This window comes from Streptomyces sp. NPDC031132, assembly GCF_055570595.1.
This window is the reverse complement of sequence record NZ_JBVIGX010000027.1, coordinates 1-21,645: the sequence shown is the minus strand read 5'-3', so window position 1 is coordinate 21,645 and position 21,645 is coordinate 1. Positions and strand designations below refer to the sequence as shown.

General features: G+C 73.1%; 17 protein-coding genes. 10 read left to right on the top strand and 7 right to left on the bottom strand.

Annotated elements, in window-relative coordinates:
* Positions 1-65: 65 nt before the first annotated feature.
* The 5 genes from ACZ49B_RS29580 to ACZ49B_RS29560 all read right to left on the bottom strand — a co-directional run bounded on the left by ACZ49B_RS29580 (position 66) and on the right by ACZ49B_RS29560 (position 7,032).
* Positions 66-1,517, bottom strand: coding sequence for a nitrosuccinate lyase (locus ACZ49B_RS29580; RefSeq protein ID WP_468311681.1), 1,452 nt, complete (start codon positions 1,515-1,517; stop codon positions 66-68).
* Positions 1,514-3,565 carry an FAD/NAD(P)-binding protein gene (locus tag ACZ49B_RS29575; RefSeq protein ID WP_468311679.1) on the bottom strand — a complete coding sequence of 684 codons (2,052 nt, stop codon included), beginning with the start codon at positions 3,563-3,565 and terminating at the stop codon, positions 1,514-1,516. Before ACZ49B_RS29575 ends, ACZ49B_RS29580 begins: the two co-directional genes overlap by 4 nt.
* On the bottom strand, positions 3,562-4,767 hold the full coding sequence (locus ACZ49B_RS29570) for an FAD-dependent oxidoreductase (protein ID WP_468311677.1): 1,206 nt from the start codon (positions 4,765-4,767) through the stop codon (positions 3,562-3,564). Before ACZ49B_RS29570 ends, ACZ49B_RS29575 begins: the two co-directional genes overlap by 4 nt.
* Positions 4,767-6,410 carry a class I adenylate-forming enzyme family protein gene (locus tag ACZ49B_RS29565; protein ID WP_468311676.1) on the bottom strand — a complete coding sequence of 548 codons (1,644 nt, stop codon included), beginning with the start codon at positions 6,408-6,410 and terminating at the stop codon, positions 4,767-4,769. The genes ACZ49B_RS29570 and ACZ49B_RS29565 overlap by 1 nt, the downstream gene beginning before the upstream one ends.
* 70 nt (positions 6,411-6,480) lie before the next feature.
* Entirely contained in the window at positions 6,481-7,032 is a 552-nt protein-coding gene (locus ACZ49B_RS29560) for an SRPBCC family protein (protein WP_468311674.1), read from the bottom strand.
* A gap of 162 nt (positions 7,033-7,194) precedes the next feature.
* Between ACZ49B_RS29560 and ACZ49B_RS29555 the strand changes: the two genes are divergently transcribed.
* Positions 7,195-7,854 (top strand): TetR/AcrR family transcriptional regulator, encoded by a 660-nt coding sequence (locus ACZ49B_RS29555; protein WP_468311673.1) that lies wholly within the window; start codon positions 7,195-7,197, stop codon positions 7,852-7,854.
* A 40-nt stretch (positions 7,855-7,894) separates the two neighbouring features.
* Positions 7,895-9,325 (top strand): hypothetical protein, encoded by a 1,431-nt coding sequence (locus ACZ49B_RS29550; RefSeq protein WP_468311671.1) that lies wholly within the window; start codon positions 7,895-7,897, stop codon positions 9,323-9,325.
* Positions 9,326-9,700: 375 nt separating this feature from the next.
* Here ACZ49B_RS29550 and ACZ49B_RS29545 read toward each other — a convergent pair whose 3' ends face one another.
* Positions 9,701-10,606, bottom strand: coding sequence for a pirin family protein (locus ACZ49B_RS29545; protein WP_468311670.1), 906 nt, complete (start codon positions 10,604-10,606; stop codon positions 9,701-9,703).
* A 249-nt stretch (positions 10,607-10,855) separates the two neighbouring features.
* Here ACZ49B_RS29545 and ACZ49B_RS29540 point away from each other — a divergent pair, with 249 nt between their 5' ends.
* The 6 genes from ACZ49B_RS29540 (at position 10,856) to ACZ49B_RS29515 (ending at position 18,137) form a co-directional block, all read left to right on the top strand.
* A complete protein-coding gene (locus ACZ49B_RS29540; RefSeq protein WP_468311669.1) occupies positions 10,856-11,434 on the top strand; it encodes an NADPH-dependent FMN reductase in 579 nt (192 codons plus the stop codon).
* A 233-nt stretch (positions 11,435-11,667) separates the two neighbouring features.
* The gene (locus ACZ49B_RS29535) at positions 11,668-12,651 is read left to right on the top strand and encodes an NADPH:quinone reductase (protein WP_468311667.1); all 984 of its coding nucleotides are present in this window, start codon (positions 11,668-11,670) and stop codon (positions 12,649-12,651) included.
* A 100-nt stretch (positions 12,652-12,751) separates the two neighbouring features.
* Entirely contained in the window at positions 12,752-14,308 is a 1,557-nt protein-coding gene (locus ACZ49B_RS29530; protein ID WP_468311665.1) for an MFS transporter, read from the top strand.
* Positions 14,309-14,587: 279 nt separating this feature from the next.
* A complete protein-coding gene (locus ACZ49B_RS29525; RefSeq protein WP_468311663.1) occupies positions 14,588-15,673 on the top strand; it encodes a hypothetical protein in 1,086 nt (361 codons plus the stop codon).
* Between the two features lie 175 nt (positions 15,674-15,848).
* Positions 15,849-17,774: a C1 family peptidase gene (locus tag ACZ49B_RS29520; protein ID WP_468311661.1), complete on the top strand. Its 1,926-nt coding sequence runs from the start codon at positions 15,849-15,851 to the stop codon at positions 17,772-17,774.
* 18 nt (positions 17,775-17,792) lie between these two features.
* Entirely contained in the window at positions 17,793-18,137 is a 345-nt protein-coding gene (locus tag ACZ49B_RS29515) for a protease inhibitor I42 family protein (protein WP_468311660.1), read from the top strand.
* Here ACZ49B_RS29515 and ACZ49B_RS29510 read toward each other — a convergent pair.
* A complete protein-coding gene (locus ACZ49B_RS29510) occupies positions 18,103-19,299 on the bottom strand; it encodes a DUF418 domain-containing protein (protein ID WP_468311658.1) in 1,197 nt (398 codons plus the stop codon). The genes ACZ49B_RS29515 and ACZ49B_RS29510 overlap by 35 nt on opposite strands.
* A gap of 145 nt (positions 19,300-19,444) precedes the next feature.
* Between ACZ49B_RS29510 and ACZ49B_RS29505 the strand changes: the two genes are divergently transcribed.
* Complete coding sequence (locus ACZ49B_RS29505; protein WP_468311656.1) at positions 19,445-20,125, top strand: GntR family transcriptional regulator; 681 nt, start codon at positions 19,445-19,447, stop codon at positions 20,123-20,125.
* Positions 20,115-21,437: an MFS transporter gene (locus tag ACZ49B_RS29500; protein WP_468311654.1), complete on the top strand. Its 1,323-nt coding sequence runs from the start codon at positions 20,115-20,117 to the stop codon at positions 21,435-21,437. Before ACZ49B_RS29505 ends, ACZ49B_RS29500 begins: the two co-directional genes overlap by 11 nt.
* Positions 21,438-21,645 lie beyond the last annotated feature (208 nt).

Genomic DNA, 21,645 nt, shown 5'->3' with positions numbered 1-21,645 from the left:
CTGACTCTTTGAACTATACAGTTCAGTTCAGTTAACCGCCATGGCCCATCCGGGGATTTCGGATTTCAGTTCGGCCGGGCCAGCGCGCGGTCCACCAACGGTCCCGCGCCCCCGGTGTACGTACCGGGATCGCACAGCCGCGCCAGCTCCTCCGCGCTCCGGCTCCCCTTGAACACCGGCTCCTCGGCGAGCAGTTCGTACAGGGGCCGACCGCTCTCCTCGGCCGCGGCCGAGACCCGGGTCAGCAGCTGCTTCGCCGCCGCCTTGCCCAACTCCGGTGCGAGCACGGCCGCGATCCGCTCGGAGACGACCTGACTGCCGGTCAGCAGCAGATTGGCCCGCATCCGCTCCGGCCGGGCGGTCAGCCCCTCGGCGAGCTCCACCGCGGTGTGGGCGGCGCCGCCGACCAGCCGCAGGGACTCGCGCAGCAGCTGCCATTCGGCGTGCCACGCCCCGGCCGAGCGCTCGTCCTCCGAGACCAGGCACTGCACGAGCCCGGTGGCGAGGACAGGGACCTGGAGGGCGGCGCTGCGCAGCAGCGTGCTCAGGACCGGATTGCGCTTGTGGGGCATGGCCGAGGAGCCGCCGCGGCCGGCCACGGCGGGCTCGGCGACCTCGGCGACCTCGGTCCGGGCCAGGTTCTGCACGTCGATCGCGATCTTCCCGAGGGCTCCGGCGGTGAAGGCGAGCGCGGCGGCGAGGTCGGCGACCGGGGTGCGCAGTACGTGCCAGGGAAGCGCGGGGCGGGCGAGTCCGGTCTCGGCGGCGAAGGCCCCGACCAGGTCGTCCAGGTACGCGCCGGGCTCGAGCGCGCCGTCCGCGCCGTCGATCCGGGCGTATTCGAGGTAGCCGGCCAGCGTGCCCGCCGCGCCGCCGAGCGACACCGGCAGCCCGTCGTCCTGCACCCGGGCCAGGCGCCGGTCGGCGTCCAGGACCAGCTGCCGCCAGCCGGCCGCCTTCAGCCCGAAGGTGGTGGGCACGGCCTGCAAGGCCAGCGTGCGGCCCGCCATCGCCGTGTCCCGGTGCTCGCCGGCCAGCCGGCCGAGGGCCTCGGCGGTGCGGGCCAGGTCGGCCCGGACCAGCTCGAGGGTGCGGGCGGCCACCAGCATGGCGCCGGTGTCGAAGATGTCCTGGCTGGTGGAGCCGCGGTGCACGTACTCGGCGGCTCCGATGCCCTGCGTGTCCTGCTCCGCGACCACCCGGGTCAGCGCCTGCACCAGCCCGACCACCGGGTTCGCGGTCTCCCGGGCGGCCAGGGCCAGGGCCCGCAGGTCGAGGTGCTCGGCCCGGGCCGCCCGCGTGATGGCCTCGGCCGCGGCCCCGGGCAGGGTGCCGAGTCCGGCCTGGGCGCGGGCCAGGGCGGCCTCGGCGTCGAGCATGGCCTGGAGCCAGGCCAGGTCGGACACGGCCTCTTCGGCGGGGGTGCCGGCCCGTACCGGCGACAGCAGGCCCGCGTCGGTGAGTGCGTCCTGCGCTGCCCGGCTCGTACCGGCCGTGCTCGTACCGGTCGCGCTCATACGAGGACTCCGGTCAGGTCGGTCTCGGTCGGCAGCGGCGCGACACCGCTGGGGACGACGCTTCCCGCAGGGAGGGCCAGGACGGAGCGGGCGATGGCGTCGGAGTCGCCGAGGGTGACCGAGTCGACGCCCGGGCGGATGCCGGCCGCGGTGACCCAGTGCACGGACTCGGTGGGCACCCCGTACGCGAACCGGCGCGGGTGGGCCCGGCCGCGGGCGTCGAGCAGCCGGTACGGGCGCTCGGTGACGGCGAGGCCGCCGGACTCGTAGCTGCTGCCGTCGGCGCCGGCGATCCGGTACGTGGTGCACTGCTCGGTGTCGAGCAGGTGGCGCAGCAGCGGGTCGTCGGTGCGCCGCAGGTCGGGCTCGGGCAGCCGGGCCTCGATCAGGACGGTGGCGCGGACCGCGGGGCCGGGGACGGTGCGCGACTGGGCGATGAACGTCGCGCCGGCGCCGGCGGCGGTGTCGACGCGGATCTCGGTCCCCGGACCGGTCAGGACGAGCACCCCGGCGTCGATGAGGGCGATCATCTCCTCGATGCGGGAGGCCGGCGGGCCGATGGAGAGGAAGGCGTTGAGCGGCGTGTACCAGCCTTCGAGGTCGTCGCGGTGCGAGTCGCCGTCCAGGCCGCCGTGGTCGACGGCGAGGCGGATCTCGTTGCGCAGGTCGCGCATCACGTCCAGGGCCGCCTTGAGCGGGCCGCTCAGGTTTCCGGCCCTCGCCTCCGCGACGTCCTTGGCCAGGTACGCCACCAGCCAGTCCCGGAACTCCTCGCGGCTGGTGAACTCGCGGTCGCCGTAGGGGCGGGAGAGCTTCTCCCAGTCCCAGCGCTGCTCGTCCTCGATGTCGTAGACGTCCAGCAGCGAGCCCCGGTCCCGCGCCGACTCCAGCGAGAGGTAGCGCTTCGTGAAGCCCTCGCGTTCGGCGCCGCGGCCGCGGCTCTCCAGGAGCGTGCCGTAGTAGACGCTCTCCGTCTCGCGGGAGATGAGCGGCCACAGGTCCGCGGAGAAGCTGATGCCCTCGCCGTCCTCGGAGCGGCGGCGCATCTCGGCGATCTTCTGCGGGGTCAGCAGGCGGGGCAGGTAGCGGCCGTACGCGCCCTTCTCGTTCTCGCCGCGGGCGTGGTACGGGATGCCGCGCCGCGAACTGGCGTACAGGACGGGCTCGTTGCCGGAGGGCCGGTAGACCAGGCGGCCGTCCTCGGCGCGGACGAAGGTGCCGCCGCGGCCGGCGGTGAAGAGCGCCATGTGGTCGAAGAAGTTCAGGCCGAGGCCGCGCAGCAGGACGTTTTCACCGGGCGCCACGACGTTCAGGTCCAGGTCGGCCGGGTTGGCGGGCGTGACGTACGTGAGGTGGTGGATCCGGGCGAGGCTCGCGGTCTTCGCCTCGCGGGGGGTCAGCCGGGCCGGTACGTGGCCCTGCGCCATCACGATCGCGTCCAAGTCGTTGAGCCGGGTGCCGTTCTCGAGGCGGACGCCCTGCTGACCGCCGGTGGTGCCGTGCGTGTCGGCCATGGCCACGGCCCGGGAGCGGTGGACCTCGACGGTGACGTGGGCGGGGGCGCTGCGTACGACGCGCTCGAAGGTGGCGCGCAGGTAGCTCCCGTAGAAGGCGCGGGTGGGGTAGGTGTTCGGGCCCAACCGGCGGGCCTCGGCGAGGGTCGCCCCGTCGGGGTCGGCGTCGGCGTCTGCGGCTCCGTCTGCGGCGCCGGCCTCGGCGATGCCCTGGGCCCACTCGTACAGGCTCGGGCCCGGCTCGATCGGGCCCTCGGTGCGGACGCTGTCGTCGGTGTAGATGGTGATCTGGGAGGCGACCGTGTTCATCAGCAGGTGCTGGGACTGGTCGGAGCGCCAGACCTGGCCGGCGCCCGGCGCCGACGGGTCGACCACGTGGACGGTGACCGCGGAGTGCCGGGGGTTCCTGCGCTCGTTGGCGCACAGGCGCTCCAGGACGGAGAGGCCGCGCGGCCCGGCGCCGATGATGGCGACCTGGTGCCGCCCCCGCCCCTGCTCCTGCTTCTGTCCCTGCTGTCCCTGGTTCCGGTTCATCGCTGGTCTCCGTTCGGGGCGGTGTTCTCGTCGACGGTGCGGGCGCCGTGCATCCAGGCCACGTAGTCGTGGAGCTCCTCGGGGGTGTACGAGGACAGCTGGTCGTTGCGGGCCGTGGCGGCGGCTCCGGAGGTGTGCCAGAGCTTGATGCTCTCCCGGGCGAGGAGCTGGATCCGGGCGGTGCGCTCGCGCCGCTCGGCATTGAACTTCTTGAAGCGCTCGGGGAGTTCGTCGGCTCCGCAGTCGAGCAGGTCGCCCAGGATCACGGCGTCCTCGAGGCCCTGGCAGGCACCCTGCGCCACGTAGTGGAGCATCGGGTGGGCGGCGTCGCCGAGCAGGGCGACCCGGCCGTCGGTCCAGGTGTCGACCGGGTCCCGGTCGACCAGCACCCAGGACTTCCAGCCCTCGCCGAGGGCGAGCAGGCGCTGTGCGTCCTCGCCGAGGGCGGCGAACTCGCGGCGGATGTCGCCCGGGGAGGCGGGGACCCCGGCGAGCGTCTCGGCCGCGTTGTTGTCGCTGCTGGCCGCGAGGTTGAGGTACTTGCCGCCGGCGATCGGGTAGTGCACGAAGTGGCAGTGGGGCCCGGTCCACCAGGTCACCGAGGTGAGGTGGCGCAGCTCCTCGGGGACCTGCTCCATCGGGATGATCGCCCGGTAGACGGTGATCCCGGAGTTGCGGGGCGCGCCGTCGCCGACGAGCTGGGCGCGGATCGCGGAGTGGATGCCGTCGGCGCCGATCAGGGCGTCGCCGGTGATCCGCTCGCCGTCCGCCAGGAGGACGGAGGCGCCGGTCTCGTCCTGCTCGTACCCGATGGCGGTGACGGCGCTGCGCAGTTCGATGGAGTCCTCGGCCTGGCAGGCCTCGAGCAGCTTGGTGTGCAGTTCGGCGCGGTGGACGACGGCGTACGGGTTGCCGAACCGTGCGCGGTAGCGCTCGGTCAGATCCATGCTGACCACGTGCCGGCCGGTGACCCCGTCCATGAACCGGAGCTCGTCCATCTGTACGGCGGTGGCGCGGACGGCGTCTCCGAGGCCGAGGCGGTCGAGGGCGTGCAGGCCGTTGGGCGCGAGCTGGATTCCGGCGCCGATCTCGGCGAACTCGGGGGCGCGTTCCAGGACGAGGACGCGGTGTCCTTGGCGGGCCGTGGCGAGGGCGGTGGCCAGCCCGCCGATTCCGCCGCCGACGATGATGAGCTTCGACATCAGACGTTCTCCTCGGTGCGGTCGGCGGTGGCGCCGGCGGCGGCTCCTGCGGTGACGGCGGTGGCGCCGGCGGTGACGGCGGTGGCGCCGGCGGTGAGCAGCCGGGCGAGCTCCAGCCGCTTGATCTTGGTGGTGGCGGTCTGCGGCAGTTCGGACTGGCGCCACTGGACGGGCTCGGCCATCGGGGGCAGTCCGGCGACGGCGGCCTTCCAGGCCTCGGAGTCGAGGGGCTTGTCGTCCTTGGTGCAGACGACGGGGACGGCGCGGCCGCTCTCGTCGGGGATGATGATGACCTCGGCGAGCTCGTCCAGCCGGGTGAAGAGGGTGTCCTCGGCGGCGAGGGTGGAGCCGAAGCCTTCGATCAGGTCGACCTCGCGGTCGAGCAGGTGCACGCAGCCCCACTTGGTGCGGTAGCCGACGTCGCCCATCCGCCACCAGCCGTCGTTGACCTGCTTGTCGTAACGTTCCTGCTCGCCGAGGTAGGTGACGATCCGGCCGTCGCTCTTGACCTCGATGAAGCCCGGGTTGGTCTCGGAGGGCGGCAGTCCGTTGCGGCTGACGACGCGGACGTCCGTCATGCCGGGGAAGGGCATGCCCACGCAGCGGCCGTCGGCGTCGAGCCCGCGGCGCTTGGAGAAGGAGCGGGCGACGGCCGGGCCGATCTCGCTCTGCCCGTACAGCTGGCCGAAGACCGGGGCCTTGCGCTTCGTCGCCCCCAGCAGCCGCTGCACGGTGCGCGGGTGGATGGCGTCGAAGGTGCTGCTGAAGAGCTTGACGTTGGCCAGCGGCCGGCGGGGGTCGTCGGCCATCTCCTCCCACTCCATGAAGGAGTTGGGGTGGGCCTCCAGGATGCCGGGGCGCAACTGGGCGAAGAGGTCGGCGGCCTGCTTGGGGTCGGAGTCGGCGAGGACGAGGATCGGGAAGCCGCGGAAGAGGGAGATGGCGAGGGCGGTGATGAGCCGCGAGTGGACGAAGGAGACGTGCATGGCGATGGTCTCGCGGCCCGGTATGAGGGGCTTGGTGATCGCGGCCTGCGGGCGGTAGCGCGCCTCGAGGGTGGCGCCGGTGTGGACGGCGAGCTTGGGGGTGCCGGTGGTGCCGGAGGTGTGCGTGATCAGGGTGGGGTGCTCGGGCGGCATCGTCACGGCGGGGACCCGGGGGACCCCGGCGAGCGAGGCGAGCTCGGTGGCGTTCCGGTAGCTGCCGGAGGTGAGCAGGACCTGCCCGGCCTCCTGGAAGACCGAGCCGGGCAGCTCCGTCTCCAGCTTCTTCTGGTCGGTGAGCAGGTAGGGCTGGTCGGTGCGGCGTACGAGTTCGGCGACGGTCTCGCCGTCGAGCTTCGGCGACAGCAGCACCGGGACGGCGCCGATGCGGGCCACGGCGCAGGCCAGCAGGGTGATGTCGAAGCCGTCGGACTTGTAGACGACGACCCGGCGGCCGGGCCGTACGTCGGCGGCCCAGAGCCTCGAGGCCATGTCGTCGATCAGGTCCGCGACCTCGGCCACGGTCGCCCGGCGCCCCAGGGCCGGGGCTATGTCCAGGTCGTGATCGAGGATCACGACGTTCGACGGGTGCTTTCTCGCGGCCCGCTCGAAGAGCGTTCCGAGCCGGATTCCCTTGTTCCCGATGCGCTGCAGAATCATCGCCTTGACCTTTCCCAAGTAAGTTGCAATGACGATCAGTTACGGACGAGGAGAGGAAGAGGGAGAAAGCTCAGGAGCCGGTCGCGCGCAGTTCCGTCTCGATGACGACCTTGATGCGCTCGAGGGTCGCGGCGAGGTCGCCGGCCACCTTCTCGCCCCACTCGGCGAAGAACTGCTGCTTCTGCTCCTCGTCCATCTCGGCGGTGATGCCGCGGATCCCCTCGGTGGCGGAGCCCATCCGGAAGTGGTGGACCAGGAGGCTCTCCTTGCCGTCCGCCTCGATGGAGAAGCCCCAGACGCTGTCCTGCTTCTCGCCGGAGCTGTTGTGCATGGCCCACTGGAAGGTCCGGCCGGGCTCGGCGGCGACGACCTCGGCGTACGTCGTCCACTTGCCGCGCACCACCGGCGCCCAGGAGACGACGTCCTCGCTCCGCTCGTTCTCGCCGCGGAACACCGAGCCGGCCGCGCCGGGGGCGCCGGCGGTCCACTCCCCGCCGAGGCACTCCGGGCTCCACTCGCCGCTCCGGGCCAGGTCGCTGACGACGGCGTAGACCTCGGCCGGAGCGGCGGAGACGTGGACCTGGGCCCGGGACCGGAAGAGGGGGGTCTGGGTGTCGCTCATGGGTGGCCTCCTGTGCCGAACCGTCGTGAGTAACTGCGGTGCCGGGCGCCGTGTTTGGCGCTCTCAGCTAGATGAACCATACAGTTCAGTTCAACTGAACGCAACGGTACAGTTCAGTTGGGTCCTAGACTGGACCCGCACCTTCGAGGAATAGGGACCGACATGACCGCAAGGATCAGCGCCACCGAAGCCCAGCAGCAGCCCGTTCCCACCGGCGCGCGCGCAGCGCGCAAGCGCGAGGCCATCCTGGAGGCGGCCCGCACGGTGTTCCTGCGCGAGGGCTTCGGAGCCGGGGTGGACCAGCTCGCCGCCGAGGCCGGCGTCTCGAAGGTCACCATCTACAACCACTTCGGCAGCAAGGAGAACCTGTTCAACGCCGTGATCGGGCAGACGCTCGACGAGGCGCTGGAGGTGGCCCAGTCGGTGATCCAGGCCCGGCTGGCCGAGTCGGACGACGTCCGCACCGATCTGCTGGAGGCCTGCCGCACCTGGGTCGCGGGCCTCACCACCCCGGAGGTGCTGGCGCTGCGCAACGTGATCGCGGGCGAACGCCACCGCTTCCCGGAGCTCGGCACCACCTGGCAGGAGGAGGGCCCCGGCCGTCAGCACGCCGCCCTGGCCACGGCCCTGGGCCGCCTCGACGCCCGCGGCCTGCTGCGCATCCCGGACATGGAACTGGCCGTCCTCCAGCTCTCCGGCCTGGTCCTGTCCCCCCACCTGGTCTACGGCGCGTACGGCACGGCCCTGGACGAGGACCTGGCGGAACGCCTCATCCAGGGCGGAGTGGACATGTTCCTCCACCACTACGCGGCCAACACGTAGCCTTCCGTGGGGAATTGACGCCGAGCGAGGGTGGGGTCGCATGCAGCTGTACGTCGCGGTCGTCGAAGGGGACTGGGTGGCGGTCGACTACGGGACGTACAGCGGCGGGGCCGCGGGGACTCTGGAGTGGGGGGTGAGACTCCGGAACTTCGAGGCCGACGCGGGACTTGACCGCTGGCGTGCGCTCGACCGGCGCATCCACGGGGAGGTCCTGGCGATCGACGTTCCCGACGCCGACTCGATCGACGTCCGCACCCTGAAGGTCCGCTGCCTGGACGAGGCTCGGCGCGCGGGGATCGCCCGTCCGGAGACCGCTTCCGACGGTGATCGGTCGCCGGACCGGAACGTGGTCCTGGGCACCTGGCTCACCGACGCGGCGACGGACGAACGCCTGCCGGACGCACTACCCCTGCGGAATGCGGAGCTGACCGACGGGGACCTGATCGTGCTCTCCATCGAGCATCCGGCCGAAGGTGCCTACAGCCTGGCCGCGCCTTCCAATGCGGACGAGCTGCTCAGCTGGCTGCCGCTGGCGGAACGGGCGGTGGCGCCCGCCGGCGGCCCTCGCCTGTGGGGTGTTCTGCTCTACACCGAGGCCGACGCAGAGCTGGCCACGTACGTCCGGACCCACTTCGACGACCTGAACGTCCTGTCCGGCCCCGCTACCCGGGTCTTCGCCGTGGAGCGGCGTGCCGGCCGGGCGGCGGCCAAGAAGTTCTGGCGACGCCACATGGAGCCCGAGCTGTACAGGGTCATGAACGCGGTCCGCTGGCTCCGGTGGACTCCGTACGATCCGCAGGGTGCGTACGAGATTGCTTCCCAGCTCGGTATCGAACCCGAACGCCTCCCCTGCCTGGTGTTCTTCCACGCGCTCGACGGCCCGGTCCACGAGGGCGAGAAGATCGTCTTTTCGATCGAGCAGATCTCGACGGCCTACTTCCGGCACCTCTTCGGCGGCATCAACCGGGTCCTGAGTTCCGTCGAGGCCGCGGACGGCCTGTCCCCGCGCGCGACCGATGCGGCTGCCTTCGCCGCTGTCCGGCGGGCCGAGGGCGCGATCAAGGCCGCCCTGCGCCCGGCCGTCCCCGCGACCGGCAACGTCGTCGTCATCTCAGGAGCAGGAATGTCGGAGAACTTCTATTTCCAGGGCGAGAACACCACGTTCATCAACCGTCCCCAGGACACCGTCGTCAGGGACTTCCAGAACAACTACGCCACGACGCCCGCAGGCGACGACCTCACCCGGCTCCTCGAGCTCGTCCTGACGAGCCGCGACGTGCCCGACCCCGACCGGGAGGAGGCGGCGGCCGCCATCCATGCCCTGGCCCGCCAGGCCGCGGACCCGGAACCGGACGCTCCGGCGGCCCTGACCCGCCTTGACCGACTCCGCACCCTGCTCTCCGCCGGGGCCGACATCGCCCAGCCCGCTCTGGCCATACTGGCCTCGATCACGGCGTTCTTCGCGGGCTAGCGCTGCGACCGGTGGCTGCGTGGTCCGGGCGCGGGCAGGACCGAGTACCTGCCGGAGCCGACGGCCGCTCGGGTCCGGTCCGAAGCGCGGGCACGCTCGAGGAGCGCCGGGGGCTGCTCCACATCGTCTTCCTGGAGCGCACGGTCAACCGGGACCTGACGCGCATGACATACGGCGAGCGGGCAGAGAGAACCCGGCAACTGCGCCGGCTGCGCTGCTTCAGTGCAGGGCCAGCCACGTGATGCCGGCGGTGGCGGTTGCTGCGGCTGTGGCCGGGGCGGCCGGTGTGTGGCGGCGGAGGATGTAGGCGAGGGCAGGGCGGTGAGGGCGGCGGGCGACCGGGGGCGCCCGGGATCGGTGGCGCCCCCGTGGTGGTCAGTCCTCGTAGCGGCCCAGCCGGTCCGCCGCGTAGTCGTCGAAGGCCTGGTCGATCTCCTCCGGGGTGTTCATCACGAACGGGCCGGCACGGAAGACCGGTTCGCCGATCGGCTCGCCCGTCAGGAAGAGGAGGTCGGCGCCGACCGGGCCGCCTTCGACGCGCACCGTGTCGCCGTCGTCCCCGAGGACGGCCAGTTCGCCGTCGGCCACCTCGCTCGAGGCGACCTTGCCGCTGCCGGACAGGACGTACACCGCCGCGTTGCGGCCCGCCGGCGCCGGGAGTTCCGCGCTCGCGCCCGGGGCGATGGACGCGTGCACGACCGTCACCGGGACCTGGGTGTCGAAGGGCCCGGTCACGCCGAGCGCCGAGCCCGCGATGACCTTGAACCAGGAGCCGTCCAGGTTCCGGACCACCGGGATCTGCGCAGCGCCGTGGTTCTGGGTGCGCGGGCGCAGCCCCTTGCGGGCGGCCGGCAGGTTCACCCAGATCTGCAGGTTGTGCTGCATGCCCCCGGCCGTGCGGAAGGCGTCGGTCGGCTGGGCGGAGTGCACCACGCCCGCGCCCGCCGTCAGCCACTGCACGGCCCCGGGCGGGACGACCCCGCGGTTGCCGGTGGAGTCCGCGTACTCGATGTCGCCCTCCATCACGTACGCGATCGTCTCGAAGCCGCGGTGCGGGTGGTCGGGGGCGCCCTTGGGCTCGCCCGGACCGAGGTCCACCGGGCCGACCTGGTCGACCATCAGGAAGGGGTCCAGCTGCGGGATCTGCGGCGTGGGGAAGGGTCGGCGGACCGGAAAGCCCTCGCCCTCCAGGGTGTGGACCGGCTGCAGTACGTCGATCACCGAGCGGGTCGCCGACGTGGTCACGGCGGTGGTCTCGACAGCGGAAACGTGCGTGGTCATGATGCCTTCTCTCCCTCGTGAATGAACCATACAGTTCAGTTCAGTTCGAGGTCAGTTATACGGGAGGGCCCGTCCCCGATCAAGTCCTGCGGAGAGACCCGCCCTCGGATAACTGACAGATACCGCCCACCGCCGTTGTCGGTGCATCCCGTGCGCGGACAGACTCCTGCTCATTCACCGACGTTCACTCGCAGGGGCATGCCGGATACGGCATTCGCTGCGCATGTCACCTTTGCGGAAGGACAGTTCATGCCCGAGCTCAAGATCCTGGCCATCTCCGGCAGCCTGCGCGGCGCCTCCTACAACAGCGCCCTCGTGCGCGCCGCCCAGAAGTTCGCCCCCGGTGATCTGGCGATCGAGATCTACGAGGGCCTGCGCGACATCCCGCCCTACGACACCGACCACGACGTGGAGCCCGCCCCGGTCGCCGTGGCCGACCTGCGGCGCCGCATCGCCGAGGCGGACGGCATCTTCATCGCCACCCCCGAGTACAACTACGGGATCCCCGGTGTCCTGAAGAACGCCCTGGACTGGGCGAGCCGCCCGGCCCTCAACTCCTCCCTGACCGGCAAGCCCATCGCGATCGCCGGCGCCGCGCAGACCAACTTCGGCACCGTGCGCGCCCAGCTCGCGCTGCGCCAGATGTTCCTGTGGACGGACTCCAAGGTCGTCGGCAAGCCCGAGCTCATGATCTTCCGCGCCCAGGAGCGCTTCGACGACGGCGGCAACCTGGCCGACGAGACCACCATCGAGATCCTCCAGGGGCTGCTCTCCGCGCTCGGCACGAAGATCCGCGAGACCCGCGCGAACGCCGCCGCCAACCTCTGAGCTGCCGCCCACCTCTGATCCGTACGCCGATCCGCTCCGTACGCCGATCCCCTGCGTACGCTGATCCGCCCCACCGGCCGGAGTCGCCAGCTCCTGCTCGATCCCCCCTCTCCGAAGGGCCGCTCACACCCCCCGTAGCGGCCCTTCGGCCTTTCCCGGCTCCGCCACCGGGAGTTGACGAAGCCTTCGCGGCACAGTGCGCGAACCCCGCGGGCCCTTGCGAGGATCGCCTCATGCGTGCAGCTTTCATCGAAGAACTGGGCCCCGCCGAGAACATCCGCTACGGCGAGGTGGCCCCTCCGACCCCCGGCCCGACGGACGTCCTGGTCGAGGTGGAGGCGGTGTCCGTCAACCCGGTGGACACCTTCGTACGGTCCGGGCTGTTCCGCACCCCCGTCGAGTTCCCCTTCGTGATCGGCCGCGACCTGGTGGGTACGGTCGTCTCGGCCGGCCCCGGCGCGGCGGGCTTCGCCCCCGGCGACCGCGTCTGGTGCAACAGCCTCGGCCACGGCGGCCGCCAGGGCGCCGCCGCCGAACAGGCCGTGGTCCCCGCCGACCGCCTCTACCGGCTGCCCGCCGCCACGGACGCAGCCGAGGCCGTCGCGGTCGTGCACCCCGCGGGCACCGCGTACCTGGCCCTGTTCACCCACGGCCGGGTCCGCCCCGGCGAGACCGTCCTCGTCGCCGGCGCCGCCGGGAACGTGGGCAGCGCCCTGATCGTCATGGCCGTCGAGGCCGGCGCCCGGGTCGTCGCCACCGCCGCCGCGCGCGACGCCGCGCACTGCCGGGCGCTCGGCGCCGAGACCGTCCTCGACTACAAGGACCCCGAACTCCCCGCCCGCATACGCGAGTTCAGCCCACAGGGCATCGACGTCCACATCGACACCTCGGGTACGAACGACCTGGCCGCCGCCGTCGAACTCCTGGCCCCCCGCGGGCGGATCGTGCTCCTCGCCGGCGCCCGCTCCCAGCCCGTACTGCCCGCCGGGCCGCTCTACATGAAGGACGGCTCCGTCGTCGGCTTCGTGATCTCGCACGCCACTTCGGCCGAACTCGCCGAGGCCGCCGGTTCGATCAACCGGCTGCTGGCGAGCGGCAAGCTGCGCGCCCGCTCCGTCGAGCGGGTCCCGCTGTCGGAGGCGGCCCGTACGCACCGGCGCATCGAGGACGGCGAACTGCACGGCAGCCGCGTGGTGTTGCTGCCCAAGGAGTCCTGACGGCAGACCTGGTGGCACCCGACGGCGGAGGCGACGGCAGACCTGACGGACTGGCCCTACGGCGCCTCCCGCTGCTGACGGCGGCTGCCAGACTCGCGGCATGGACGACTCCCCAGAGGCCCAGGCGCAGGCCCGGGTGAAGGCCCGTGCCGATGCCCAGGCCCACGGCGGGACCCTGGCCGCCCCGCCTCCGCGGAACACCTGGGCGCGGTTCGCGATCCTCGGCGCCCTGCAGCTGATGCTCAACGCGTCGGTGTCGGTGACGTTCGCCGCCGGTCCGGCCATGCAGCGGGAACTGGGCCTGAGCCGTGTCGACCTCATCATCGACAGCGCCGCGTACGGCCTGGCCTTCAGCGGGCTGCTGCTGCTCGGCGGGCGCCTCACCGACCGGATCGGGCAGCGCCGCCTGTTCACCCGGGGCACGGCCCTGTTCGCCGTCGCCTCCCTCGCCGCGGCGCTGGCCCCGAGCTCGCACACCGTCCTCGGCGCCCGCTTCCTCCAGGGCTGCGGCGCCGCCCTCGCCGCCCCCGCCGCCATGGCCCTGCTGCGGGTCGTCTTCGCCGAGGGCAGGGCCAGGGCCACCGCGCTGGCCCGCTGGGGTCTGCTGGCCAGCCTCGGCGCCGCCGTCGGCATCGTGCTCAGCGGGGCCCTCGTCGCCTGGCTGAACTGGCGGTGGAGCTTCGGACTGCTCGCCGCCGCGGCCGCGGCCGTACTGGCCCTCACCCCCCGGTCGCTGCCGGCCGGGCCCCCGCCCGTACGGGTCCCCGTGGACCTCCTCGGCGCGGTGCTCGGCACCCTCGCGCTCTCCACCCTCGGCTACGGCTTCGTGATGGTCGGCCCGCACGGCTGGGCCGCGCCGCAGGTCCTCGCCCCGCTCGCGCTCGGCACGGTCCTGCTCGCCGTGTTCGCCGCCGCCCAGCAGCGCGTCCGCGCACCCCTGCTGCCGCCCGGCTTCCTGGCCTCGCGCTACCGCGCCACCGCGCTGGTCTGCGCGTTGCTCGGCCCGGCGATCGGCGCGAGCACCGCCTTCCTGCTGGCCCTCTACTTCCAGCAGGTACGCGGCTATTCGGCGCTGCAGAACGCGCTGGCCTTCATCCCGTACAGCGCGATGCTGCTCGGCGTCGGCTTCGTCGCGGGCCGGATCGTCGCCCGCCTCGGCATCCGCGCGGTGGCGGTGGGGGGACTGGCGGTCATCGCCGCCGGCCTCTTCCTGATCGGCGGCGTGGGGCTGCGTACGGGCTCGACGCCGTGCGTCCTCGTGGGCCTGGTCATCCTGTCGGCCGGTATCGGCACGCTGATGTCCGCCGCGGTGCCGGGGGCCGTCAGCGGGGTCCCGGAGGAGCAGTCCGCCCTGGCCGGGGCGGTGGTCAACACGGCCATCCTGGCCGGGCCGACCATCAGCCTGGCCCTGATCACCTCGGCCGCCGACGCCCGGACGGCCTCCCTGCTGGCCGCCGGGGACCCCGCGGCCGCGACGGGCGGGTACGCGTTCGCCTTCGAGGCCGCCTGCGCGGTGTTCCTGCTGGCCATCGGCCTGGCGCTGTACGGGCTGGCGCCCGCCCGCCCACCCCGCGGGGGCGACCGGACCGGCCGGACCGGTCAGCCCGGCCCGAGGGCCGCCGACCGGCAGGCAGTGCACTCCTCCACTCCGGCCTGACCAAGGGGGCAGGCCGGGGTGGGGGTCGGACAGCCGTGGTGATCACTCAGGGTGAGGGTGTCACGAGGGTGCAGCACAGCTGAAGAGTGAAGCGATCCGTGCAGGTCGCAGGCGTGGTCGCGCCGAATTCAGGGCGTTTGACCGGGGTGTGTGCGCCGGTCTCCGGTTGCCGGATGTGACGGAGTGGCCGTGAGTGGACAGGGGCAAGTCCCGTGCCCCCGACATGTCCCGTGTCCCACGTCCCATGTCACCGCTCTGCCTCTGAACAGGAGAGAAATCTTGCACCGCATCACCCGCTACACCCTCCCCGCCGCCCTCTGCGTGACGCTGCTGTCCGCGTCCCCCGGCCTGGCCGGGGCGGCCAACGCCCCCGCCAAGCCGTCGGCACCCGTGGCGAAGAAGTCCATCCCGGGTACCGAGGCGCTGAGCGCGCAGGTGCAGGCCCTGGGCTCCGCGGGCGTGCTCATCACGCCCGTCACCAACTTCCTCGGGGAGGTCCTGAAGTCGCCGGACGGGAAGCTCCCGGAGGCGACCCTGGCCGCGCACAAGCAGAAGATCGACGCGGCGCTCGCGGGCCTGAAGCAGACGTTCGCGGCGGCCGCCCCGGCTGCCGCGGCCAAGCCTCCGGCCGACACCCCGGCGGAGCCGGCGGTCCTGCCCAAGCCGCCGGCGGAGGTGGCGAAGCCCCCGGTCGAGGCGGCGAAGCCCCCGGCAGCGGTGGCCAAGCCCCCGGCCGAGGCCGCGAAGCCTCCGGCGGAAGCCGCCAAGCCGCCCGCCGAGGCGGCGAAGCCCCCGGTCGAGGCTGCCAAGCCGGTGGAGGCCGCGAAGCCTCCGGTCGAGGCCGCCAAGCCGGTCGAGGCGGCGAAGCCTCCGGTCGAGGCCGCCAAGCCGGTCGAGGCCGCGAAGCCCCCGGCCGACGCAATGAAGCCGGTGGAGGCGGCCAAGCCCCCGGCCGAGGCCGCCAAGCCGCCCGCCCAGGCCGTGAAGCCCGTCGAGGCCGCGAAGCCCCCGGCCGAGGCCGTGAAGCCCGTCGAGGCCGCCAAGCCGCCCGCCCAGGTCGCCAAGCCCGTCACCCTCCCGGCCGCGCTCCCGGCGCCCCTGCCCGCCGTCGCCCCCGTCTCCGCGCGGGCTGCCAAGGCCGGTGCCCCCCTCGACCAAGTCGCCGCCGCGGTCGACCACCTCAAGGCGTCCGTCGACGAAGTCGCCAAGGCGGCCGGCCCCTGCGGCTGCACCACCAACGCCAAGGACAAGGCCACGGACGTCGTGAACGACCTCGGCACCACCGTGGTCGCCCTGTTCACCGGTCTGGGCCTGCCCGGCATGCAGGCGGCCGCCCCGGCCCCCGCCCCGGACCCGGCCGAGTAGCTCCGCGCCGCGCCCCCGTCCGCCCCCGGTGTCCCTGCGACACCGGGGGCGGACGCGCGTACCTCGTACGACCCCCTGTGCGACTGCGCGACCTTGCAGACACCCTTGACGCGCCCCGTGCCCGGATGGACGCTCCCGGACCTCGCATCCGAACGGTTGCAGCTGGGGGGCCGGTATGCCGGAGCAGTCTGTCGAGCCCGAGTCCGATTCCGATTCCGATTCCGTACAGACGGTGGGGGAGCTGCGCGCGCAGCTCAGGGAGCACGGAGCGCGCTGGTCCGTCATCGAGCACCTCGCCGACGAGGAGGCCGTGCCCCGGCCCTCCCTCGGCCTGGATCCCGGGACGAACCTCACGCCCGCCGAGGAGGCGGGTGCCGTCGATCTGCGGGGGCTCGTCGGGCACGAGAGCGGCAATCCGCACCTCACCCGGCGCCGCGCCGCCCACGGGCTGCTGCCCGACACGCACGGCGGGCCCGTCGCCGGAGCCCGCCCCGCCGCCGTGGACTGGCGGACCCGCTGGGGCTGGCCCTGGATCACCAAGGTCAAGGACCAGAACCCGTGCGGCTCCTGCTGGGCCTTCGGGGCCGCGGGCCTCGTCGAGTCCATGGCCCGCATCGAGCACGACGTCTGGGCGGAGCGGTCCGAGGGGGACGTCCACGACGGTCTGAAGTCCACCTGCGGCCAGGGCTCCAACCCCGAGACCGCCCTCGACTGGGTCAAGACCAACGGCGGCCTCGCCGATCCGGACTGCTGGCCCTACTCCCCGCCCCCCTCCACCGTCCCCGCCGACCGCCGCGACGCCTGGCGGGCCGAGTACACGCCCAGCTGGGACCGGTCCGGCCGCACCGTCCGGATCACCGACTACGTCCGCCTCGGCGACGTCGAGCAGCAGAAGGTCTGGCTCGACACCGTCGGCCCGCTGACCGCCTGCTTCGACGTGTACGACGACTTCTTCGGCCTGGGCTCCGGCGTCTACCACCGCACCAGCGACCGCCTCGCGGGCGGCCACTGCGTCCTGATCGTCGGCTACGACGACGCCGCCGGCTGCTGGCTGTTCAAGAACTCCTGGGGGCCGGGCTACCACGTCGGCGGGTACGGGCGGATCGCCTACGGCGAGGTCAAGATCGACCACTGGGCCAAGTGCGGCCTGCGCGGCACCAACATCGACCCGTGGAGCAAGCGCCGCCTGCACACCGGCAACGTCTACGAGAGCGGCAACGGCCGCGCCCACCGCAACTTCGAGATGCTCGCCACCGCCGGCGGCGGCCGCCTCCAGCACTGGTGGCGCGAGGGGGACGCCCCCTTCGCGTGGGCCCGCGCCAAGTCGTACGCGAACGACGCCTCCGGGCAGCCCGCCTTCACCGGCACCACCTACAACCGGAACATGGAATCCCTGCACGTGACCACCGGCGGCCGGCTGCGCCACTGGTACTACGAGCAGTCCGCCGGCGTGTGGCGCGACGGCGGCGCCTTCGGGCCGGGCGACGCGGCGATCGGCTCGACCCCGGCGTTCATCCAGAGCGACTACGGCAAGCCGGGCAACTTCGAGGTGGTCGTCCGTACCGCCGACGGACGACTGGGCCACTGGTGGCGGATCAACGGCGCCCCCTGGACCTGGAACGACGGCGGCCGCTTCGCCTCCGGCATCGCCCACTTCGGGCCCGCCCTCGTCCAGACCCGCAGCCGCCACCTCGACCTCGTCGCCACCCGTACGGACGGCCGCATGCAGCTGTGGTGGCGCGACGACCCGAACGGGTTCGCCTGGCGCCCCGGGGAGGTCTTCGGCAGCGGGACCACCTCCGCGCCCTGCCTGATCGAGGCGCAATACGGGGCGGCCGACGAGGACACCGCCGGGAACTACGAGCTGTGCGCGGTCGTGGCGGGCGGCCGCATCGAGCACTGGTGGCGCGGCAACGCCTCCGGCTCCGCCTGGACCCGAAGCGCCGTCTTCGGCCACGACGCGCTCGCCGTCACCGGGATGCTCCAGGGCAGTTTCGGGTTCAACCTGGAGGTCATCGTCCTGCGCACGGACCGGCAGCTGCAGCACTACTGGCGGGACGGCGCGGGCTGGCACGAGGGGCCGGTGATCGGCCCCACCTGAGCCGGGAGGTCGTCGCGGGTGGAGGTACGCAGGGTCGCCCTCGGCGCCGGTGAGTCGTACGAGCTGCGGCTCACCGGACGCGGGGCGCGCGGGTACGTGTGGACCTGGCAGGTCACGGGGGATGCGGACGCCGTCTCCGTGAGCGACGTGAGCGAGGTGAGCGAGGCCCCGCCGCCGCCCGCGGAGGTCCTCCCCGGCGCCCCGCTGGAGCGCACGTACGTCGTCCAGGGCCGCTGCCCGGGCGGGCGGGCCCGGATCCGCTTCGCGCAGATCCGGCCGCCCTACCCGCAGGAGGCCCCGTACGACGAGTTCGTCCTGGAGGTCGAGGTCACGGGCGGGAGCCGCGCGGCCCACGGGAGCTGAGCGCCCAGTGCTGCATGGCCTCCAGCGGGCCCCGGTCGAAGCGGCGCAGCCAGAGCCGGGATCCGGCGAGCAGGACGAGGCTCACCGCCGCCCACAGGCCCATCACCCACCAGGGCCCGCTCCCGCCCAGCCGGTCGGCGAGGCCCACCCCGATGCCGTAGCAGAGCAGCATGCAGAGCAGGTTCTGGCCGACGTAGCAGGACAGGGCGGTCCGCCCGACGGAGCCGAGGGCGCCGGCCCCGGGGACCCGGAACCGGTCGAGGGCGCAACCGATCAGGCCGATGTACCCGACGGCGATCAGCGGGGCGATGCCGTACCGGCCCAGGGCGAAGAAGTCGTGGCCCCCGAGCGCGGCGGCGGCGCCCAGCGGCAGCCCGAGCCCGAGGCCCCAGGCGGCCATCCGGACCCGGATCCGGCGTCCCTCGACGCTCGCTGCGAAGGCGCCCGCGCGGTGCAGCCGGACTCCGAGGAGGAAGAGGAAGACGAGCAGCCCGAAGGAGAACACGGGCTCGATGCGCAGCGCGAGGGCGTGGTCGAGCCGGAACGCGATCTGCTCGAGGTAGCCGCCGTGGGCGTACAGCCGGACCGCGGCCGGGTCAGGGGACTTCGGCGGCCCGGATTCCGGCTTCGCCAGGTTCCCGAGCGTCACGAGGCCGATCAGGGTCAGGTGCAGCCCGCCCGCGGTCCACATCGCCACCCGCCGCACCCTCTCCGAGCGGGCCAGCAGCCAGGCCACCAGCAGGGCGGTGACGGCGTACCCCATCAGCACGTCCCAGGCGAAGATCAGGACGAAGTGGACGGTCCCCTCCAGGAAGAGGAACGCGGCCCGCCGCGGGTAGCGCCCGGGCCAGGGCTCGCCGCGCCGCGCGGCGGAGTCGTACTGGATGGCCAGGCCCACCCCGAAGAGGATCGTCAGGAGGGACAGGAACTTCCCGTCGGCGAGGAACCGGAACACGCTCTCGGCGATGTGGGCGGCGGACGGGTCGGCGACCAGATCGGGCAGGTCCAGGCCGCCCTGGAGCACGCCCCACTCGGAACCGGGGGAGGCGAAGATCCAGACGTTGGTCATGAGCGTGCCGAGGATGGCGGCGCCGCGCAGGACGTCGAGGAGCGGGAGCCGGGTCGAGGTCGCCGTGGGGGCGAGGAGGGTCGTGTGGGCCATGACTTCAGCGTCCCGGCGCGCGGGACCCCTTACGTCCTGCGGGTGGACGAAGCCCGGGTACATCCTTCGATGCAGCCGGGCGGGTCGGCGGTCCACATCCCGGACGGGGCGACCGGTGCATTCCGCATGTATCTATCCTGTGCGCATGTCGCCGGCCGCACCCCCCGCCCCGCCCACCGCCACTGCCGCAGAACGCGTCTACCGACACGTCAAGCAGGCCGTGCTGATGGACCGCCGCTACGAGGGCGGCACCCTCCTCACCGAGGGCGAACTCGCCGACGCCGTCGGGGTGTCCCGTACGCCGGTCCGCGAGGCGCTGCTGCGGCTGGAGACCGAGGGGCTGCTGAAGCTGTACCCGAAGAAGGGCGCGCTGGTGCTGCCGGTTTCCGCGCAGGAGATCACCGACGTGATCGAAACCCGGCTGCTGGTCGAGGAGTTCACCGTCCGCCGGGCCGTGCCGACGCCGCCCGGCCTGCTGGAGCGGCTCGCCGAACTGCTCGACGAACAGCGCCGGCACGCCGCCGAGGGCGACCTCGCCGCGATGATGGCAGCCGACCGGGGCTTCCACGCCGAGATCGTGCAGAGCGCCGGGAACGCGATCCTCTCCCGCCTCTACGACCAGCTCCGCGACCGCCAGCTACGGATGGGCGTGGCCCTGCTGCACGCGCACCCCGAGCGCGTGGAGCGGACGCTGGCCGAGCACGCGGAGATCCTGGCCGCGCTGCGCGCCGGGGACGCGGAGACCGCGGCCGCCGCCGTACGGGGCCACGTGGGCCGGGTCGAGGCGCTGGTGCGGGGCGCGGGGGCGGGCCGTCATGACCGGTGATCCGCGGGGCGGCCGCACTGCGGTGGCGGTCTGGTCCATCGGCGTCGCGGTCTACTTCGTCGCGGTGATCTTCCGTACCAGCCTGGGCGTGGCCGGCCTGGAGGCGGCGGACCGCTTCCACGTCAACGCCTCCGCCCTCTCGACCTTCTCCCTCCTCCAGCTCCTGGTCTACGCCGGCATGCAGATCCCCGTCGGCCTGCTGGTGGACCGGCTCGGCACCAAGAAGGTGCTGACACTGGGCGCGGTCCTCTTCACGGCCGGCCAGATCGGCTTCGCGCTCGCCCCCTCGTACGGGATGGCCCTCGCGGCGCGCGCCCTGCTGGGCTGCGGCGACGCGATGACCTTCATCTCCGTGCTGCGGCTGGGCACCCGGTGGTTCCCGGCCCGGCGCGGCCCGCTGATGGCGCAGCTGGCGGGCCTGGTCGGCATGGCCGGAAACCTGGTCTCCACGCTGGTGCTGGCGCCCGTCCTGCACGGGGTCGGCTGGGTCCCGGCGTTCGCGGGCAGTGCGGTGGCGGGCGTGGCGGTCCTGATCCCTCTGGTCCTCTTCCTCAAGGACCACCCGGAAGGCCACGAGCCGCCGTCGGCACCGTCCGGGGACGGGGGCTTCGTACGCCGCCAGATCCGGGACTCCTGGCAGGAACCCGGGACCCGGCTGGGCCTGTGGGTGCACTTCACGACGCAGTTCCCGGCGATGGTGTTCCTGCTGCTGTGGGGGATGCCGTTCCTGGTCGAGGACCAGGGGCTGGCGCGGACCACCGCGGCCGGGCTGCTGACGCTGGTGGTGGCCTCGAACATGTGCTTCGGGCTCCTCTACGGCCAGCTGATCGGCCGCCGCCAGTCGGCCAGGATCCCCCTGGCGCTGGGCACGGTGGCTCTCACGGCGGTGCTGTGGACCTCGGTCTTGGCCTACCCCGCCCCCCGCGCCCCGATGTGGCTCCTGGTCACGCTGTGCGTGGTCCTGGGCACGTGCGGCCCGGCGTCGATGATCGGCTTCGACTTCGCCCGCCCGGCGAACCCGGCGGAACGCCAGGGCACCGCGTCGGGCATCACCAACATGGGCGGCTTCCTGGCGTCGATGACGACCCTGCTGGCGGTCGGCCTGCTGCTCGACGCCACCGCCGACGACTACCGGATCGCCTTCTCGTCGGTCTTCGCGGTACAGCTCCTGGGCCTGACCCAGATCCTCCGCCTCCGCCCCCAGGCCCTGCGAGCGGAACGCACCCGCCTGCAGACGGCCTTGCCTCCGACCGAGCTCACCGCCGCCGGGCAACCCAACGGGGCCGGCAACTCCGCCCCCGCCGGAGTCTGAGCCGCGGGGTCCGGGGCGGAGCCCCGAAGGCCCGGCGGGGCAAACTCAGCCCCGTCGGCGTTTGAGGCGCGGGGGCGCGGGGGCAGAGCCCCCGGAAGCCCGGCGCAGCCGGGGCCGCTTGCGCGGCGGCGCCGCACCCCAAGCCCGTCCAGCCCCCCGCAGGGGCTGGTGGGAAAGAACCCCGTCCCGGCACGCACGGCCCGGGGCG

Excerpts from the sequence above, each read along its gene's own strand:
- ACZ49B_RS29580 (WP_468311681.1), bottom strand. The coding sequence starts at position 1,517 with ATGAGCGCGACCGGTACGAGCACGGCCGGTACGAGCCGGGCAGCGCAG.
- ACZ49B_RS29575 (WP_468311679.1), bottom strand. The coding sequence starts at position 3,565 with ATGAACCGGAACCAGGGACAGCAGGGACAGAAGCAGGAGCAGGGGCGG.
- ACZ49B_RS29570 (WP_468311677.1), bottom strand. The coding sequence starts at position 4,767 with ATGTCGAAGCTCATCATCGTCGGCGGCGGAATCGGCGGGCTGGCCACC.
- ACZ49B_RS29565 (WP_468311676.1), bottom strand. The coding sequence starts at position 6,410 with ATGATTCTGCAGCGCATCGGGAACAAGGGAATCCGGCTCGGAACGCTC.
- ACZ49B_RS29560 (WP_468311674.1), bottom strand. The coding sequence starts at position 7,032 with ATGAGCGACACCCAGACCCCCCTCTTCCGGTCCCGGGCCCAGGTCCAC.
- ACZ49B_RS29555 (WP_468311673.1), top strand. The coding sequence starts at position 7,195 with ATGACCGCAAGGATCAGCGCCACCGAAGCCCAGCAGCAGCCCGTTCCC.
- ACZ49B_RS29550 (WP_468311671.1), top strand. The coding sequence starts at position 7,895 with ATGCAGCTGTACGTCGCGGTCGTCGAAGGGGACTGGGTGGCGGTCGAC.
- ACZ49B_RS29545 (WP_468311670.1), bottom strand. The coding sequence starts at position 10,606 with ATGACCACGCACGTTTCCGCTGTCGAGACCACCGCCGTGACCACGTCG.
- ACZ49B_RS29540 (WP_468311669.1), top strand. The coding sequence starts at position 10,856 with ATGCCCGAGCTCAAGATCCTGGCCATCTCCGGCAGCCTGCGCGGCGCC.
- ACZ49B_RS29535 (WP_468311667.1), top strand. The coding sequence starts at position 11,668 with ATGCGTGCAGCTTTCATCGAAGAACTGGGCCCCGCCGAGAACATCCGC.
- ACZ49B_RS29530 (WP_468311665.1), top strand. The coding sequence starts at position 12,752 with ATGGACGACTCCCCAGAGGCCCAGGCGCAGGCCCGGGTGAAGGCCCGT.
- ACZ49B_RS29520 (WP_468311661.1), top strand. The coding sequence starts at position 15,849 with ATGCCGGAGCAGTCTGTCGAGCCCGAGTCCGATTCCGATTCCGATTCC.
- ACZ49B_RS29510 (WP_468311658.1), bottom strand. The coding sequence starts at position 19,299 with ATGGCCCACACGACCCTCCTCGCCCCCACGGCGACCTCGACCCGGCTC.
- ACZ49B_RS29505 (WP_468311656.1), top strand. The coding sequence starts at position 19,445 with ATGTCGCCGGCCGCACCCCCCGCCCCGCCCACCGCCACTGCCGCAGAA.
- ACZ49B_RS29500 (WP_468311654.1), top strand. The coding sequence starts at position 20,115 with ATGACCGGTGATCCGCGGGGCGGCCGCACTGCGGTGGCGGTCTGGTCC.